This is a genomic window from Thauera sp. DNT-1, assembly GCF_055393985.1.
Window position 1 is genome coordinate 4,322,730 of record NZ_AP043752.1, and the last position, 16,130, is coordinate 4,338,859.

12 protein-coding genes are annotated in these 16,130 nt (G+C 69.8%); 4 read left to right on the plus strand and 8 right to left on the minus strand.

What is annotated here, in order from left to right; translation table 11 throughout:
* Nucleotides 1–15: 15 nt before the first annotated feature.
* From ACZ5PP_RS19850 to pyk, 3 genes are all read right to left on the minus strand, one after another.
* Complete coding sequence (locus ACZ5PP_RS19850; RefSeq protein WP_464826516.1) at nt 16–1,317, minus strand: DUF3422 family protein; 1,302 nt, start codon at nt 1,315–1,317, stop codon at nt 16–18.
* A gap of 133 nt (nt 1,318–1,450) precedes the next feature.
* Nucleotides 1,451–2,515 carry a class II fructose-bisphosphate aldolase gene (gene fba, locus ACZ5PP_RS19855; RefSeq protein ID WP_004299846.1) on the minus strand — a complete coding sequence of 355 codons (1,065 nt, stop codon included), beginning with the start codon at nt 2,513–2,515 and terminating at the stop codon, nt 1,451–1,453.
* Nucleotides 2,516–2,622: 107 nt separating this feature from the next.
* Nucleotides 2,623–4,077, minus strand: coding sequence for a pyruvate kinase (gene pyk, locus ACZ5PP_RS19860; protein ID WP_004299849.1), 1,455 nt, complete (start codon nt 4,075–4,077; stop codon nt 2,623–2,625).
* A 177-nt stretch (nt 4,078–4,254) separates the two neighbouring features.
* Between pyk and ACZ5PP_RS19865 the strand changes: the two genes are divergently transcribed.
* From ACZ5PP_RS19865 to ACZ5PP_RS19880, 4 genes are all read left to right on the plus strand, one after another.
* Nucleotides 4,255–5,373 (plus strand): SGNH/GDSL hydrolase family protein, encoded by a 1,119-nt coding sequence (locus ACZ5PP_RS19865; protein WP_464826517.1) that lies wholly within the window; start codon nt 4,255–4,257, stop codon nt 5,371–5,373.
* A 186-nt stretch (nt 5,374–5,559) separates the two neighbouring features.
* Nucleotides 5,560–6,324 carry a fumarate reductase cytochrome b subunit gene (locus ACZ5PP_RS19870; protein WP_012585047.1) on the plus strand — a complete coding sequence of 255 codons (765 nt, stop codon included), beginning with the start codon at nt 5,560–5,562 and terminating at the stop codon, nt 6,322–6,324.
* Complete coding sequence (locus tag ACZ5PP_RS19875) at nt 6,321–8,324, plus strand: fumarate reductase flavoprotein subunit (protein ID WP_464826518.1); 2,004 nt, start codon at nt 6,321–6,323, stop codon at nt 8,322–8,324. Before ACZ5PP_RS19870 ends, ACZ5PP_RS19875 begins: the two co-directional genes overlap by 4 nt.
* Nucleotides 8,321–9,058 carry a fumarate reductase iron-sulfur subunit gene (locus ACZ5PP_RS19880; protein WP_464826519.1) on the plus strand — a complete coding sequence of 246 codons (738 nt, stop codon included), beginning with the start codon at nt 8,321–8,323 and terminating at the stop codon, nt 9,056–9,058. Before ACZ5PP_RS19875 ends, ACZ5PP_RS19880 begins: the two co-directional genes overlap by 4 nt.
* Nucleotides 9,059–9,411: 353 nt before the next feature.
* Here ACZ5PP_RS19880 and ACZ5PP_RS19885 read toward each other — a convergent pair whose 3' ends face one another.
* The 5 genes from ACZ5PP_RS19885 to ACZ5PP_RS19905 form a co-directional block, all read right to left on the minus strand.
* Nucleotides 9,412–10,596, minus strand: coding sequence for a phosphoglycerate kinase (locus ACZ5PP_RS19885; RefSeq protein ID WP_464826520.1), 1,185 nt, complete (start codon nt 10,594–10,596; stop codon nt 9,412–9,414).
* Nucleotides 10,597–10,672: 76 nt separating this feature from the next.
* Complete coding sequence (gap, locus tag ACZ5PP_RS19890) at nt 10,673–11,701, minus strand: type I glyceraldehyde-3-phosphate dehydrogenase (RefSeq protein WP_004299859.1); 1,029 nt, start codon at nt 11,699–11,701, stop codon at nt 10,673–10,675.
* Between the two features lie 137 nt (nt 11,702–11,838).
* Nucleotides 11,839–13,866 carry a transketolase gene (tkt, locus tag ACZ5PP_RS19895; RefSeq protein ID WP_464826521.1) on the minus strand — a complete coding sequence of 676 codons (2,028 nt, stop codon included), beginning with the start codon at nt 13,864–13,866 and terminating at the stop codon, nt 11,839–11,841.
* A gap of 445 nt (nt 13,867–14,311) precedes the next feature.
* The gene (locus tag ACZ5PP_RS19900; protein ID WP_004299865.1) at nt 14,312–15,187 is read right to left on the minus strand and encodes a phosphoribulokinase; all 876 of its coding nucleotides are present in this window, start codon (nt 15,185–15,187) and stop codon (nt 14,312–14,314) included.
* Between the two features lie 70 nt (nt 15,188–15,257).
* Nucleotides 15,258–16,067 (minus strand): inositol monophosphatase family protein, encoded by an 810-nt coding sequence (locus ACZ5PP_RS19905; protein ID WP_004299867.1) that lies wholly within the window; start codon nt 16,065–16,067, stop codon nt 15,258–15,260.
* Nucleotides 16,068–16,130: the final 63 nt, after the last annotated feature.

Consider the following 16,130-nt stretch of genomic DNA (forward strand, 5'->3'; position numbering starts at 1 on the left):
CCGCCGCCGGCCACCTTACAGGTGGGCCTGGCCGTCCTCTTCCGTGCCGAGCAGCTTGCGCATCCGCCGCAGCCCCATGTAGACGATACCGGCGATGACCGGGATCGACACCGCGGTGAGCACCTCCGGCGTCAGCGGCTCGATCAGGTGCTTTGCGCCCTTGGCGACGTAGTTCACCAGCTGCGAGGCGTAGTAGGTGATCGCCACCACCGACAGCCCTTCAACGGTCTCCTGAAGGTGGAGCTGGATCTTGGCGCGGCGGTTCATCTGCGCGAGCAGCTCCTGGTTCTGGCGCTCGATCTCGATGTCGACGCGGGTGCGCAGCAGCTGCGAGTTGCGTGCGATGCGGCCGGAGAGGTCGTCCTGGCGGCGCGCGATCGAGGTACAGGTGTCGATCGCGGGGACGAGGCCGCGGTCCATGAACTCGCCGATCGGGGAGAAGCCGGGCAGGCGCTGTTCGCGCAGGTCGTCGATGCGCTGGCGCACCAGGCGGTAGTAGGCCGCGGCGGCGCCGAAGCGGAAGGTGGTGCGCGCCACCGAGCGCTCGACCTCGGCGGCCAGGCGCGACAGGCGGGCGAGCACCGCGCGGTCGTCCTCGGCGCTGCGCGACCGGCCCATGCCGTCCATGAGGTCGGCGAGCTCGTCCTCGGCGCGCGAGACCAGGCGGCCGGTGTCCTTGGCCACCGGGAAGGCGAGCAGCGCCATGACGCGGTAGGTCTCGATCTCGACCAGGCGCTGGGCGATGCGGCCGGCCTGGCGCGGGGTGAAGCCCTTGTCGAGCAGCAGGAAGTGCGAGAAGCCGTCGTGCAGGTGGAAGTCGGTGAGCACCCAGCCGGCGCCGTCCGAGACGCCGGAGGCGACCAGCGCCTGGCCGTGGCGCGACTGCTGGTGCAGCACCGTCTCCAGCGGCATCTCGCCGACGTCGCGCAGCTCGATGTGGGTGGCGGCGATCAGCAGGCCGGGGATGGCCTTGCGCCAGGCCGCGGGCACGTGCAGCAGGGCGTAGTCGTCGGGGCTGTCGTCGGGCTCGATGCGGCGGAAGAAGCAGTAGCTGGAGAACTCGTTGTGGCGCTCCCACTTCAGCCGGAAACCCTCGGCCTCGAGCAGCACGTGGCCCGAGTCGATGTCCGGCGCGGGCTGGCCGAGCTGCCCGGCCAGCGCCGCGAGGTGGTCCGCCTCGCGCCCGGCGCTGCCTTCGTGGTGCAGGAAGGCGAGGTAGGTGACGAATTCCGGGGTGTCCAGCGGCACCGGCGGGCGCGCGTGCACCTCGTCGCTGAGCGTCTGGCGCAGGGGGTGCTGTTCGAAGAGGGAGGACATGGTGGCTCGCAGAGCAGTCGGCGGCGGGTTGGATGAGGGCGACGCGATCGAAGACAATGGATCCACGGCCGCTTGAAGCGACGACCGCGCCAGCTGGCGCGGTCGTCGCTTCAAGCATGTGCTCCGCGCTGGTTCAGCGCACGATCTGGCTCAGCTCGCCGGCCTTGTAACGCGCCGCGATCTTGTCGAGCGCGACGGGCTTGATCTTCGAGGCCATGCCGGCGCAGCCGAAGGCTTCGTAGCGCGCCTTGCAGACCAGCTTGGCGGCCTCGCGCGCGGGCTTGTTGTACTCGCGCGGGTCGAACTTCGACGGGTTCTCGAACATGAACTTGCGGATCGCCCCGGTCATGGCGAGGCGGATGTCGGTGTCGATGTTGATCTTGCGCACGCCGTACTTGATGCCCTGGACGATCTCCTCGACCGGCACGCCGTAGGTCTCCTTCATGTCGCCGCCGTACTGGCGGATGATCTCGAGGAGCTCCTGCGGCACCGAGGAGGAGCCGTGCATCACCAGATGGGTGTTGGGGATGCGGGCATGGATGGCCTTGACGCGCTCGATGGCGAGGATGTCGCCGGTGGGCTTGCGGGTGAACTTGTAGGCGCCGTGGCTGGTGCCGATGGCGATGGCGAGCGCGTCGCAGTCGGTCTGCTTGACGAAGTCGGCGGCCTGGTCGGGGTCGGTGAGCATCTGGCTGTGGTCGAGCGTGCCCTCGGCGCCGACGCCGTCTTCCTCGCCGGCCTGACCGGTCTCGAGCGAGCCGAGGCAGCCAAGCTCGGCCTCGACGCTGACGCCGATCGCGTGCGAGAACTTGACCACCTCGCGGGTGACGGCGACGTTGTATTCGTAGGAGGAGGGCGTCTTGCCGTCTTCCAGCAACGACCCGTCCATCATCACGCTCGAGAAGCCCGAGCGGATCGCACCCATGCAGATCGCCGGCGACTGGCCGTGATCCTGGTGCATGACGACCGGGATGTGCGGATAGGCCTCGATCGCGGCATCGATGAGGTGGCGCAGGAAGGCTTCGCCCGCGTATTTGCGCGCGCCGGCCGAGGCCTGCATGATCACCGGGGCGTCGCACTCGGCGGCCGCTTCCATGATCGCCTGCACCTGTTCGAGGTTGTTCACGTTGAAGGCGGGCAGGCCATAGCTGTGTTCGGCGGCGTGGTCGAGCAGCTGGCGCATGGAAACGAGGGGCATGGAATCTCTCCGGAAAAGGCCGCCGGGCGGGGCGGCCGGACGATCGAAAATTCTATTTTAGCGTGTGCGCGGGGACGCTGACCGTGTCTCCCGTCGCGGACGGGTATTCAGACGGGGTCGTCGAGCGTGCCGGGGCGGTGGTGTTCGCCCACGCGCACGATCTTGAGCGTGTTGGTGCCACCCGCGCTGCCGATCGGCTCGCCGATGGTGAGCACGATGAGGTCGCCGTAATCGACCACGCCCTGCTCGAGCAGGACCTGCTCCGCCTCCCACAGCAGCACGTCGCGGTCCTGGTGGGTCTGGCTCATCAGCAGCGGATGGACCTCGCGGTAGAGCGTCATCTGGTTGCGCGCCGAGACCTCGGGGGTGAGCGCGTAGATCGGCACGCCGGCGATCAGGCGGCTCATCCACAGCGCGGTCGAGCCGGTCTGGGTGAGCGAGGCGATCGCCTTGACCTTGAGATGGTAGGCGGTCCAGATTGCCGCCATCGCGATCGACTGGTCGATGCGGGTGAACACGCGGTCGAGCATCTCGCGGTCGAGCCCGGTGTCGTAGGACTTCTCCGCCTCCAGGCAGACCCGGCTCATGGCCTCGACCACCTCCACCGGGTACTTGCCGGCGGCGGTCTCGGCCGACAGCATCACCGCGTCGGTGCCGTCGAGCACCGCGTTGGCCACGTCGGAGACCTCGGCGCGGGTGGGCACCGGGCTGGTGATCATGGATTCCATCATCTGCGTGGCGGTGATGGTGAGCTTGTTGCGGTCGCGCGCAGCGCGGATCATCTTCTTCTGCAGCGCCGGCACCGCGGCGTCGCCCACCTCCACCGCGAGGTCGCCGCGCGCCACCATGATGCCGTCGGAGGCGTCGAGGATCTCGTCGAGGTTGGCCACCGCCTCGGTGCGCTCGATCTTGGCGATCAGCAGCGCCGAACAGCCGGCGGCGCGCATGAGCTGGCGCGCCATGTACATGTCGGCTGCGCTCTTGGGGAAGGACACCGCGACGAAGTCCACGCCGATCAGCGCGGCGGTGCGGATGTCGTCCATGTCCTTGGCGGTGAGCGCGGGCGCGGTGAGCCCGCCGCCCTGGCGGTTGATGCCCTTGTTGTTGGACAGCTCGCCGCCCACCTTCACCGTGGTGTGGATCTCGTGGCCGAGCACGCGCTGCACGGTGAGCTTGAGGCGGCCGTCGTCGAGCAGCAGCACGTCGCCCGGCTTCACGTCCTTGGGCAGGTCCTTGTAGTCGAGGCCGACGCGCTGGACGTTGCCGAGCTCGCAGCGGGCGTCGAGGATGAAGGGCGCGTCGCGGGTCAGCGTCACGCGGCCTTCCTCGAACTTGCCGACGCGGATCTTGGGGCCCTGCAGGTCGGCGAGGATGCCGATCGGGCGGCCGGCGCGCGCGGAGGCGTCGCGGATGGTCTCGGCGCGGGCGACGTGGTCCTCGGGCTTGCCATGGGAGAAGTTCATCCGCACCACGTCGAGGCCGGCGTGCACCATGCGCTCGAGGGTGAGGAGGTCGGACGAGGCGGGGCCGAGGGTGGCGACGATCTTGGTGTGGCGGGACATCCGGGCTGCTCCGGTCGGTGGCGTGCCCGCATTCTAGCAGCGCGGCCGCGACGGCGACTTCGCGCGCACCGTACGCGAGGCTTGCGGATCGGCCTGCATGGCATATATTGGATGAAGTCTGTTCACGGATGGCGCCCGGGTACCGGAGCCAGCCTCGCCACCCACTGGAGGAGCGTCATGGCCCTACCCGGCAAACCGAGCCGTCGCACAGCCGCGATGGCGGTGTCGAGCGTCGTGTTGTGCATGCTGTCCGCAAGCGCGGCGGCCGTGCCGTCCAGCCTGTACGTGTTCGGCGACAGCCTCTCGGACAACGGCAACCTGTATGCCTGGACTTCGAATCCGTCGAATCCGGTGACCTTCGGCTTGCCGATCCCGGTGTCGCCCCCCTATGAGCAGGAAACCTTCACCAATGGCCCGGTATACGCGGAGCGCCTTTGGGACAGGCTCGGCCTTCCCGGGGAGCTCGCTCCGGCGGCGCTGCCGGGCGGCACGAACCATGCGGTAGGCGGGGCGCGCTCGCGCTACCACTCCTTCGATGTCGGCCCCGACGGCCTGCCGCCGCTCGTGTGGCCCGCCAACTTCGCGTCCTTCAGCCTGACCGGACAGTTCCAGGGCTACCGCGACGGGCTCGCCGGTGGCGCTGCGGACGCGTCGGCGCTGTATCTGGTCTGGGCCGGTGCGAACGACCTGCAGGACGTGCTCCGGCTCGCCCAGCTGAGCGGCCCCGCCGCGGCCGGTGCGCGGCTGGCCGAGGCGGTCGGCGATGTGGCCGGCGTGATCGGCGGGCTGGTCGGCCTGGGCGCGCGCCAGCTCCTCGTGCCCACGGTGCCGGACATCGGCGCGCTGCCGGTGGTGGCCGCCTTCGGTGCGCAGGCCCAGGGAATCGCCCGCCAGTACAGCATCGCGTTCAACCAGGCGATCGACCAGGCCTTGCAGTCCTTCGCCGGCATCCCCGCACTCGAGGTGCTGCGCTTCGATGCGTTCGGGCTGCTCGACGAGGTCGTCCGCGATCCCGCGGCGAACGGCTTCACCGACATCGACACGGCCTGCCTGCAGGGGCTGTACATCGCGCCGACGCCCGGTGCGCCCGCACCGACGATCTGCTCGAATCCGGACGAGCATCTGTTCTGGGACGTGGTGCATCCGTCGGCGGCCGCCCATGTGATCCTCGCGGACGAGATGTACCGCGAGGTGCGCACCGCCTTCGTGCCCGAGCCCCCGCTGCCGGCGCTGCTCGTGGTGGGCGCGTTGTTCCTCGGCGTTATTCGTCGCCTGCGGCTGACCAGGCCGCTGTAGGCGTCGGGAGCGCGCAGCTTCGTGCGCGGCGGCGCGCTTCGCCTTTCGGGCTGTTGCATTGCGGCAACGGGGGGCGTGACTTAATCCACTGAATGAGACTTTGCGCGGCGTCGGGCGCGGCGATCTGGGTTGTGCACTGCGGCATCCGTTGTATAGTGTGCTGCCTGTCCTGCACATCGCATCTTCATGACGCTCCCGCGACCTTGCGCAGCTTCGGCCGCCTCGCCCTGGCCGGCACGCCTGGATCTGCTCCAGAGCCTGTCCGGCCTCGCCCTCGCCCTCTTCATGTGGCTGCACATGGGCTTCGTGTCCGCGATCCTGATCAGCGCGGACTTCGCGTGGGCGGTGGCGCGTTTCTTCGAGGGCTACTTCTTCCTGCCGCGTCCGCAGGCGTGGCTGGTGACGGCCTTCGTCGCTTCGATCGCGCTCCTGTTCGCCCTGCATGCGCTGCTGGCGCTGCGCAGGTTTCCCGCCGACTGGCGCCAGTACCGCATCGCCGCGCGCCACGGCAGCCGTCTGCGCCATGGCGACACGACGCTGTGGTTCGTGCAGGTGGCGACCGGCTTCGCGATGTTCTTCCTCGCGCCGGTGCATCTGTACGCCATGTTCATGCATCCCGACCTCATCGGCCCTTACGAGTCCGCCGATCGCGTGTGGACCGGCGGCTTCTGGCCGCTCTATCTCGCCTTGCTGTTCGCAGTCGAGGTGCATGGCAGCGTGGGCCTGTACCGCCTGGCGGTGAAGTGGGGCTGGTTCGAGGGCCGCGACGCGCGCACGACGCGGCGCCGGCTGAAGCTGGCGATGTGGGGCCTGATCGCCTTCCTGCTCACGCTGGGGCTGACCACGCTGTTGGCGGAGATCCGCATGGGCATCGAGCATGCGCCGCGCGCCGGCGAGCGCTACGTACCGACCTGGCAGCGCAGCCCGACTGCGGTGGAGGAGGCGCGATGAGGATCGAATACACCGACGTGCTGGTGGTGGGCGGCGGCCTGGCCGGCCTGCGCACCGCGGTGGGCGCGGCAAGGCGCCGGCTGCGGGTCGAGGTGCTGTCGCTGGTGCCGGCCAAGCGCTCGCACTCGGTGGCGGCGCAGGGCGGCATGCAGGCGAGCCTGGGCAACGCCTTCAAGGGCATGGGCGACAACGAGGACGTGCACTTCGGCGACACCGTGCGCGGCTCGGACTGGGGCTGCGACCAGCTCGTCGCGCGCATGTTCGCCCACATGGCGCCCAAGGCGGTGCGCGAGCTCGCGGCCTGGGGCGTGCCCTGGAACCGCGTGCAGCGCGGCGCCCACGAGGTGGTCATCAACGGCGAGCGCGTCACGCTGACCGAGCGCGACGAGGCCCACGGCCTCATCACCGCGCGCGACTTCGGCGGCACGCGCAAGTGGCGCACCTGCTACACCGCCGACGGCACCGGCCACACCATGCTCTACGCGCTCGGCGACCGCGCGGTGGCCGAGCGCGTCCCGGTGCGCGACCGCAGCGAGGCGGTGGCGCTGGTCCACGACGGCGGGCGCTGCCAGGGCGCGGTGGTGCGCGACCTGGAGACGGGCGAGCTGTACGCCATCCTGGCCGCCGCCACGGTGATCGCCACGGGCGGCTTCGGCCGCATCTGGGGCATCTCCACCAACGCGATCATCAACGAGGGCATGGGGGCTGCGATCGCGCTCGAGACCGGGGTGGCGCGCCTGGGCAACATGGAGGCGGTGCAGTTCCACCCCACCGCGATCGTGCCCGCCGGCATTCTCGTCACCGAGGGCTGCCGCGGCGACGGCGGCCTGCTGCGCGACGTCGACGGCCACCGCTTCATGCCCGACTACGAGCCGGAGAAGGCCGAGCTCGCCTCGCGTGACGTGGTCTCGCGGCGCATGGCCGAGCACATGCGCCGCGGCAAGGGCGTCAAGTCGGCCGCCGGCGAGCACCTGTGGCTGGACATCGCGGTGCTCGGCGCCGCCCATATCGACCACAAGCTGCGCGAGGTGAAGGACATCTGCCGCCACTTCCTCGGCATCGACCCGGCGCGCGACTGGATCCCGGTGCGGCCGACCCAGCACTACTCGATGGGCGGCATCCGCACCGACCACCGCGGCGAGTCGCCCTCGCTGCGCGGCCTGTTCGCGGTGGGCGAGGCGGCGTGCTGGGACCTGCACGGCTTCAACCGCCTCGGCGGCAACTCGCTCGCCGAGACGGTGGTGGCGGGCATGCTGGTGGGCGAGTACGTCGCCGACTTTGTGGAGTCGCACGCCGGCGCGCTGCAGTTGTCGCCCGGGCTGGCGCGCGACTTCGTCGGCCGCGAGCGCGCTGCCCTGGAGGCGATCGCGGCGCGTCCGGCGCCCGCGCCGGGCGCGGACAACGTCGCCTCGCTGCGGCGCGGGATGGAGGCGACCATGACCGAGCACGTCGGCCTGTTCCGTAACGAGGCGGGGCTGCGCACGGCGGTCGCCACGCTGGTCGACCTGCACGCGCGCGCGCAGCGGGTCGGCATCGCCAGCCGCCACCTCGACGCCAATCCGGAGCTGGTGGCCGCCTACCGGCTGCCGCGCATGCTGGCGTTGGCGCTGTGCGCCGCGCAGGGCGCGCTCGAGCGCCGCGAGAGCCGCGGTGCGCACGCGCGCGAAGACTACCCGGCACGCAACGACCGCGACTGGCTGCGGCGCACGCTGGCCTGGTGGCCGGTGGGCGCCGCCACGCCGGTGCTGGAATACGAGCCGATCCGGGTCGAGAGCATGGAGCTGCCGCCCGGATTCCGCGGCTATGGCACGCGCAACATCGTCGAGCATCCGGCCACCGCGCTGCGCGAGGCCGAGCTCGAGTCCATCCGTGCCCGTCTCGAAGGCGCGGGGGGTGCCCCGCTGCAGGCCGCGCTGCTGGATTTCCGCGCACGCCTGCCCGAACGCTATCGAGGCGACAACGAACGCATCGCCGACATCGAAGAGGGAGCGCCGCGATGAGCCGCCGCCTGAAGATCTCGATCTTCCGCCACAACCCGCGCGACCCCCGGAGCGTGCCGCGCCTGGTCGACTACGAGCTCGACGAGCAGCCGGGCATGACGCTCTTCATCGCGCTCAACGCGATCCGCGACACGCAGGCGCCCGACCTCAACTTCGACTTCGTGTGCCGCGCCGGCGTGTGCGGGGCGTGCGCGATGGTGATCGACGGCCGCCCCGGGCTGGCCTGCCGCACGCTGACGAGCACGCTGCAGGCGGCGTTCAGCCTCTATCCGCTGCCGGTGTTCCGCCTCGTGGCGGACCTGTCGGTGGATACCGGGAGCTGGATGCGCGAGCTCGCCGAGCGCCTGCAGACCTGGGTGCATCTCGACGCGGAGCCCGATCTCGATCGCCTGGAGGCGCGCATGGAGCCGGCGCTGGCCGAGGCGGTCTACGAGCTCGACCGCTGCATCGAATGCGGCTGCTGCATCGCCGCCTGCGCCACCGCGCAGATGCGCGAGGGCTTCGTCGGCGCGGTCGGTCTCGAGAAGATCGCGCGCTTCCGCCTCGACCCGGCGGATACGCGCGACGACGCCGACTTCTACGAGCTCGTCGGCAACGACGAGGGCATCTTCGGCTGCATGAGCCTGCTCGCCTGCAACGACCTCTGTCCCAAGGAGCTGCCCCTGCAGACCCAGCTCGCCTGGCTGCGCCGCAAGATGGCCGGGCAAGGGGTACGCTGGCTGCGGCGGGGATGAATCGAGCGCCGCAATCGCGACTCGCGTCGCTCCTACACCCCACCCGAGACGCCGCCGGTCTTGCAGGAGCGACGCCAGTCGCGATCCCGGCCACGCGGTATTTGCAGGCCGTGCGTCGCCCGCCGGAGCGCCCGATCGCGACTTGCGTCGCTCCCACGACAACCGTCGCGCTCCGGCCAGCGCCTGGAATTGCTTGTAGGAGCGACGCCAGTCGCGATCCGGCGCAATAGGCCAGCGCGGCCTGAATTCCAGGCGCCGCGATCGCGACTGGCGTCGTTCCTTCACCCCACCCGAGACGCCGCGGGCCTTGCAGGAGCGACGCCAGTCGCGATCCGGCGGTGACGGATCGGGGCTCAGTCCTTGAAGCGTGCCTCCAGCGCCGCGATCGCGGGCAGGGTCTTGCCCTCGAGGAACTCGAGGAAGGCGCCGCCGCCGGTGGAGATGTAGCCCACGTCCTCGGCGATGTGGAACTTGGCGATCGCCGCCAGGGTGTCGCCGCCGCCGGCGATCGAGAAGGCCTCGGAGTGGGCGATGGCCGAGGCCATCATCTTGGTGCCGCCGGCGAACTGGGGCAGCTCGAACACGCCGACCGGGCCGTTCCACACGATGGTCCCGGCGTTGGCGATGATCTCGGAGAGCTTGGCGGCGGTCTTGGGGCCGACGTCGAGGATGCGGTCGTGGGCGCCGACTTCTTCCACCGGGATGCGGTTGGCACGCGCCAGCGCGGAGACCTCGTCGGCGACGACGACGTCGACCGGCAGCGGTACCTCGGCGCCCCGCGCCTTCATCATGTCCATGATCGCCTGCGCTTCCTTGACCAGCTCGGGCTCGGCGAGCGACTCGCCGATGCGCTTGCCGGAGGCGAGCAGGAAGGTGTTGGCGATGCCGCCGCCGACGATGAGCTGGTCCACCTTGTGGGCGAGCGACTTCAGGATGGTGAGCTTGGACGAGACCTTGGAGCCGCCCACGATCGCCACCAGCGGGCGCTGCGGGGATTGCAGGGCCTTGCCGAGCGCGTCGATCTCGGCGCCCATCAGGATGCCGGCGCAGGCCACCGGGGCGAAGCGGGCGATGCCGTGGGTGGTGGCCTCGGCGCGGTGGGCGGTGCCGAAGGCGTCATTGACATAGACGTCGCAGAGCGCGGCCATCTTCCTGGCCAGCTCTTCGTTGTCCTTCTTCTCGCCCTTGTTGCAGCGGCAGTTCTCGAGCAGGACGACCTCGCCCGGCTTGACCTCGAAGCCGCCCTCGACCCAGTCGGACACCAGGCGCACCGGGCGGTGCAGCAGCTGGCCGAGGCGCACCGCGACCGGGGCCAGGGTGTCGTCGGGGCCGACCGTGCCTTCGGTGGGGCGGCCGAGGTGGGAGGTGACCATCACCGCGGCGCCGTTGTCCAGGCAGTACTGGATCGAGGGCAGCGAGGCGCGGATGCGGGTGTCCTCGGTGATGTTGCCGGCGTCGTCCTGCGGCACGTTGAGGTCGGCGCGGATGAAGACCTTCTTGCCGCGCACGTCGAGTTCGGTGAGTTTCTTGACTTGCATGATTCGCTCGTTCCCGGAAAAACGCCCTGCGGGGCAGGGCGTCGGTTCGACTGGATGTCCGTGTGTCGCCTGGCGCTTACTTGGCGTTGCAGAAGGCGCGCGCGGCGTCGAGCATGCGGCAGGAGTAGCCCCACTCGTTGTCGTACCAGGCCAGCACCTTGACCAGCACCGAGCCGTCCTCGCCCTGGATGACGCGGGTCTGGGTGGCGTCGAAGGTGGAGGACACGGTGGTGTGGTTGAAGTCGGAGGACACCAGCGGCTCGGTGTTGACCGCCAGGATGCCCTTGAGCGGGCCGTTGGCCGCGGCGGTCATCAGCGCGTTGATCTCTTCCTTGGTGGTGGCGCGCTCGGCGGTGAAGGTGAGGTCGACCAGCGAGACGTTGATCGTGGGCACGCGCAGGGCGAAGCCATCGACCTTGCCGACCAGCTGCGGCAGCACCAGGCCGACGGCCTTGGCGGCACCGGTCTTGGTCGGGATGATGTTGGCAGCGGCGGCGCGGGCGCGGCGCAGGTCCTTGTGGCGCACGTCCACGGTCACCTGGTCGTTGGTGTAGGCGTGGATGGTGGTCATCAGGCCCTGCTTGATGCCGACGCTGTCGGCCAGGATCTTGGCGACCGGGGCCAGGCAGTTGGTGGTGCAGGAGGCGTTGGAGACCACGGTCATGTCGCCGCGCAGCACTTCCTCGTTCACGCCCATCACGATGGTGGTGTCGACGTCGTCGCCGCCCGGGGCGGAGATCAGCACGCGGCGGGCGCCCTGGTCGAGCAGGGCCTGGGCCTTGGCCTTGGTGGTGTAGGCGCCGGTGCATTCGAGCAGCACGTCCACGCCGTGGCTGCCCCAGTTCACGCCCTTGGGGTCCTTGGTGGAGTAGAAGGGGATCTTCTTGCCGTCGATGATGATGACGTTCTCGCCCTCGGTCTCGACCGAGGTGGCGAAGCGGCCGTGGGTGGTGTCGTACTTGAGCAGGTGGGCGTTGGTGGCCAGATCGCCCGAGGCGTTGATGGCGACCACTTCGAACTCGTTCTGCAGGCCCTGCTCGTAGATGGCGCGCAGCGTGCAGCGACCGATACGACCGAAACCGTTGATGGCGACCTTGATGCTCATCCTTGCTTCTCCCTGAGATAACGGTGGAAAACCGCGTGATTTGTGTTTGCCGATGCCCTGCCGGTCCGTGCGGGACCGTGTCCTGATGTGCAGCGGGAGCGATCCGTTTCCGGAACCGCTCCCGCGCCAGGGTCTCGTCAGAGCACCGACTTCACTGCCTGCACCACCGCCTCCGCGGTGATGCCGAAATACTTGAAGAGCTCGCCCGCCGGGGCCGACTCGCCGAAGCGGTCGATGCCGATCACGCGGCCTTCGAGGCCGACGTACTTGTACCAGCCGTCGGTCGTGCCGGCCTCGACCGCGACGCGCGGCAGGCCGGCGGGCAGCACGCTCGCCTTGTACGCGGCGTCCTGGCGGTCGAAGACGTTGGTCGAGGGCATGGACACCACGCGCACCGCGACACCCTGCTCGGCGAGGGTTTTCTGCGCGGCCATGGCGAGCGCGACCTCGGAGCCGGTGGCGAGGATCACCGCCTGCGGCTTGCCGCCATTCACGCCGGCCGGGGCCTCCGACAGCACGTAGCCACCCTTGCGGATCGCCGCGACCTGATCGGAAGTGCGTGCCTGGAAGGGAAGGTTCTGGCGCGAGAAGCACAGGCTGGTCGGGCCATCCTTGCGCTCGATCGCGTTCGCCCACGCCACGGCCGACTCGGTGGTGTCGCAGGGACGCCACACGTCCATGTTGGGGATCAGGCGCAGCGTGGCGGTCTGTTCCACCGGTTGGTGAGTGGGACCGTCCTCGCCGAGGCCGATCGAATCGTGCGTGAACACGAAGATCTGGCGCACCTTCATCAGTGCGGCCATGCGCAGGGCGTTGCGCGCGTACTCGCTGAACATCAGGAAGGTGGCGGTGTAGGGGATGAGACCGCCGTGCAGGCTGATGCCGTTGGCGATCGCCGCCATGCCGAATTCGCGCACGCCGTAATAGACGTAGTTGCCGCCGCTGGTCTTGCTGACGCCCTTTGCGCCCGACCACAGCGTGAGGTTGGAGCCGGCGAGGTCGGCCGAGCCGCCGAGGAGTTCGGGCAGCCTGGGTGCGTAGGCCTCGATGGCGTTCTGGCTGGCCTTGCGGGTGGCGATGGTCTCGGCCTTGTCGACGACCTTGGCGAGCACCGCGGCGACGTGGGCGTCCCAGTCGGCGGGCAGCTCGCCGGCCATGCGGCGTTCGAACTCGGCGGCGAGCTCGGGGTGGGCGGCGCGGTAGGCGGCGAAGGCGGCGTTCCATTGCGCCTCGAGCGAGGCGCCCTTGGTGCGCGCGTCCCAGGCCGCGTAGACGTCGGCCGGGATGTGGAAGGGCGGGTGGTTCCAGCCGATGTGGGCGCGCGCGGCCTCGATCTCGGCGGCACCGAGCGGGGCGCCATGCACGTCGTGGCTGTCCTGCTTGTTGGGCGCGCCGGCGCCGATGATGGTCTTGCAGCAGATCAGCGTGGGCTGGGCGGTGTTGGCCTTGGCCTGCTGGAGGGCGGCCTCGATGGCGACCGGGTCATGGCCCTGGACGTCGCGGATGACCTGCCATCCGTAGGCTTCGAACCTCTTCGGGGTGTCGTCGGTGAACCAGCCGTCGACATGGCCGTCGATGGAGATGTTGTTGTCGTCGTAGAACGCGACCAGCTTGCCCAGGCCCCAGGTGCCGGCGAGCGAGCAGGCTTCGTGCGAGATGCCTTCCATCAGGCAGCCGTCGCCGAGGAAGACATAGGTGTGGTGGTCGACCACCTCGTGGCCGGGGCGGTTGAACTCGGCGGCGAGGATCTTCTCGGCGAGCGCCATGCCGACGGCGTTGGTGATGCCCTGGCCGAGCGGACCGGTGGTGGTCTCGATGCCGGGGGCGTAGCCGTATTCGGGGTGGCCGGGGGTCTTGCTGTGGAGCTGGCGGAAACGCTTGAGCTCCTCGATCGGCAGGTCGTAGCCGGTGAGGTGCAGCAGCGCGTAGATCAGCATCGAGCCGTGGCCGTTGGAGAGCACGAAGCGGTCGCGGTCGGCCCACTTGGGGTTGGCCGGATTGTGGCGCAGGTGGTGGCGCCACAGCACCTCGGCGATCTCGGCCATGCCCATCGGCGCGCCGGGATGGCCGGAGTTGGCCTGCTGCACCGCGTCCATCGCGAGGGCGCGGATGGCGCCGGTGATGGGGTTGAAGACCGGGGGCTGGACGTTGCGGGTCGACTGCATGCTGTTTTCGGGCCGGAGGCCGCCATCGGGAAAGTTCGGAATTATCCCTTAAAAGACCCCGGGGATGCCAATGTTGCGTTGCGGCAATGTTGCGCCGGGCGAGGGGCTTTCGCGGGGCGGTGGGCGCGGCTTGGAATCGGTCACGGGGTCCGAGGAGGGGCGGCGTCGATTCGGTCGCGGGGTCGGGATGGTGTGCGCCGCCTGCACTCGCGGCCCTTCGCTGCGCTCCGGGCTGCCCTCGGCGGAGGCCGCCGCGGGGGCGGCGACGCAAACTCGTCGCTGCGCTCCTCAAACATGCGTCGCCTTGTTTCCCCCGCGACGCCCTCCACCTCGGCGCTCCTGAAGTTGGCCCACACCACCCCGCCCCCGCGACCTCGCGCGGAGTGGGGCTGGGGGGCTGGTCGGTGTGCTGCCGAGGCAGGCTGCCGGGGAATTCCGTCGCGCCTCACACCCACTGGCGGCGGCGTTCCATCAGCTTCCAGATCAGCGGGGTGAGGATCAGCTGCATGGCGAGGTCGAGCTTGCCGCCGGGGATCACGATGGTGTTGGCGCGGCTCATGAAGGCGTCGTGGATCATGCGCAGCAGGTAGGGGAAGTCGACTCCGCGCGGGTCCTTGAAGCGGATCACCACCATGGACTCGTCCTGGGTGGGCACGTCGCGCGCGATGAAGGGGTTGGAGGTGTCGACCACCGGCACGCGCTGGAAGTTGATGTGGGTGCGGGCGAACTGCGGGACGATGTAGTGCACATAGTCGTGCATGCGGCGCAGGATGGTGTCCTGCACGGCCTCGGCGGTGTAGCCGCGCAGCTTGGTGTCGCGGTGCAGCTTCTGGATCCACTCGAGGTTGATGATGGGCACGACGCCGATCAGCAGGTCGACGTGGCTGGCGATGTCGGCCTCGTCGGTGACGAGTGCGCCGTGCAGGCCCTCGTAGAACAGGCAGTCGGTGCCGACCGGGAGATCTTCCCACTCGGTGAAGGTGCCGAGCGGCAGGTTCCAGCGCATCGCCTCGGCTTCGTTGTGGATGTAGTAGCGGCGGCGGCCGGTGGCGGCCTCGCCGTAGGCGCGGAAGAGGCTCTCGAGCTCGGAGAGCAGGTTGGCTTCCGGCCCGAAGTGGCTGATCCCGCGCAGGCCCGCACGCTCGGCTTCCTCGATCAGCGTCTTCATCTCGGCGCGGGTGTGGCGGTGGAAGCTGTCGCCCTCGACGATGGCGGCGTTGACGTTCTCGCGGTGGAAGATCGCTTCGAAGGTGTGCTTGACCGTGGTGGTGCCGGCGCCGGACGAGCCGGTGACGGCGATGATCGGGTGCTTCATGGACATGATGGGTTCCGCCGCTGGCGAGTCGGTTTCGACACGGATTCTGCACCGCAATAAAGCGCGGTGCGAGCCATCAGGAGCGCGCCTTGACCCAGGCCGACCATTCGGCGAACAGCGCCGGGCTGGTGGCGGCGATGACGCCGCGCTTGATCGCCGGGCCGGACATCAGCACGCCGCCGTCGAGCGCCTCGGCGATGCCGCCGGCTTCGGCGAGGATCAGGCGGCCGGCGGCGTAGTCCCACAGCATCTGCCCGCCGTGCAGGTAGACGTCGAGCCGGCCGGCGGCGACAAAGCACCATTCGAGGGCGCTGGAGCCGAAGTTGCGCTGCGAGTAGTAGGGCGGACGCACCGCGAGCTCGTCGCCGAGGTGGTGGCTGATGCGCTTGAAGTCGACGCCGGCGACGGCGTCGCGCAACTCGGTGGCGCCTGCGCGCAGCGGCAGCTCGGTGCCGTTGAGGAAGGCGCCGGCGCCGCGGGCGGCGTAGAAGGATTCGTCGGTGATCGGGTTGTACACCACGCCGATCACCGGCTCGTGGTCGATCAGATAGGCGATCGACACCGCGAACAGGGGGATGCCGTTGGCGAAGTTGGTGGTGCCGTCGATCGGGTCGATGCACCACAGGCCGCGCGCGCCTTCCTTCCACAGCGCGGCCTGCTCGGCCGCGGTCATCTCCTCGCCGAGCACGGCGCCGGGCAGGAAGGCGGGCAGGGCCTCGCTGAAGCGCTGCTGCGAGGCCATGTCGGCCTCGGTGAACAGCGAACCGTCGGCCTTGCGGTTGCGCGCGGACTTCAGGTAGCGCGGAAGGATCTCGGCGCGCGCGATGTCGCGCACCATCGATTCGAGGGCGCGGGCACGGGCGAGGCGGTGGGCGGCGGTGGGCATGGCGGGCTCCTTGCCGGCGGGCGGCGGGAGAGGGGCTGGGGGCGAGGGGAGCTGGGCCTATAA

Coding starts and splice junctions, on each gene's coding strand:
- ACZ5PP_RS19905 (WP_004299867.1), bottom strand. CDS start 16,067: ATGCCCACCGCCGCCCACCGCCTCGCCCGTGCCCGCGCCCTCGAATCG.
- ACZ5PP_RS19885 (WP_464826520.1), bottom strand. CDS start 10,596: ATGCAAGTCAAGAAACTCACCGAACTCGACGTGCGCGGCAAGAAGGTC.
- ACZ5PP_RS19875 (WP_464826518.1), top strand. CDS start 6,321: ATGAGGATCGAATACACCGACGTGCTGGTGGTGGGCGGCGGCCTGGCC.
- ACZ5PP_RS19870 (WP_012585047.1), top strand. CDS start 5,560: ATGACGCTCCCGCGACCTTGCGCAGCTTCGGCCGCCTCGCCCTGGCCG.
- fba (WP_004299846.1), bottom strand. CDS start 2,515: ATGCCCCTCGTTTCCATGCGCCAGCTGCTCGACCACGCCGCCGAACAC.
- ACZ5PP_RS19865 (WP_464826517.1), top strand. CDS start 4,255: ATGGCCCTACCCGGCAAACCGAGCCGTCGCACAGCCGCGATGGCGGTG.
- ACZ5PP_RS19900 (WP_004299865.1), bottom strand. CDS start 15,187: ATGTCCATGAAGCACCCGATCATCGCCGTCACCGGCTCGTCCGGCGCC.
- gap (WP_004299859.1), bottom strand. CDS start 11,701: ATGAGCATCAAGGTCGCCATCAACGGTTTCGGTCGTATCGGTCGCTGC.
- ACZ5PP_RS19880 (WP_464826519.1), top strand. CDS start 8,321: ATGAGCCGCCGCCTGAAGATCTCGATCTTCCGCCACAACCCGCGCGAC.
- ACZ5PP_RS19850 (WP_464826516.1), bottom strand. CDS start 1,317: ATGTCCTCCCTCTTCGAACAGCACCCCCTGCGCCAGACGCTCAGCGAC.
- tkt (WP_464826521.1), bottom strand. CDS start 13,866: ATGCAGTCGACCCGCAACGTCCAGCCCCCGGTCTTCAACCCCATCACC.
- pyk (WP_004299849.1), bottom strand. CDS start 4,077: ATGTCCCGCCACACCAAGATCGTCGCCACCCTCGGCCCCGCCTCGTCC.